1 protein-coding gene is annotated in these 280 nt (G+C 46.1%); it reads left to right on the top strand.

What is annotated here, in order from left to right; genetic code table 11:
• Positions 1-51: 51 nt before the first annotated feature.
• On the top strand, positions 52-280 hold a 229-nt coding region (locus AAEY79_RS14605), incomplete at its 3' end, for a signal peptidase II (RefSeq protein ID WP_352289028.1).

Genomic DNA, 280 nt, shown 5'->3' with positions numbered 1-280 from the left:
ACTACGGGCAGCTCACTGACGCCTAGAAGTCGCCTAAATAAATCACCAAAATTGGTTGCTAATGGCAATCAGGCAGTTAAGTGGTACGGGCTTTCGTTACTAGTGCTCATCATTGACCAATGGACAAAATGGCTGGCTGAAACCAAGCTTACCTTTCATGAGCCGGTATCCGTTATTGAACCGATTTTAAATTGGACACTGGCATACAACTCTGGCGCAGCGTTTAGCTTTTTAGCGGATGCTGGTGGCTGGCAAAAGTGGTTTTTTGTCGGTTTAGCAC

Source organism: Psychrobacter sp. GW64-MNA-CIBAN-0177, from assembly GCF_040309585.1.
Classification (GTDB): domain Bacteria; phylum Pseudomonadota; class Gammaproteobacteria; order Pseudomonadales; family Moraxellaceae; genus Psychrobacter; species Psychrobacter okhotskensis.
Note: the sequence above shows the minus strand (reverse complement) of the source record. Positions and strands in the feature narration are given on the sequence as shown.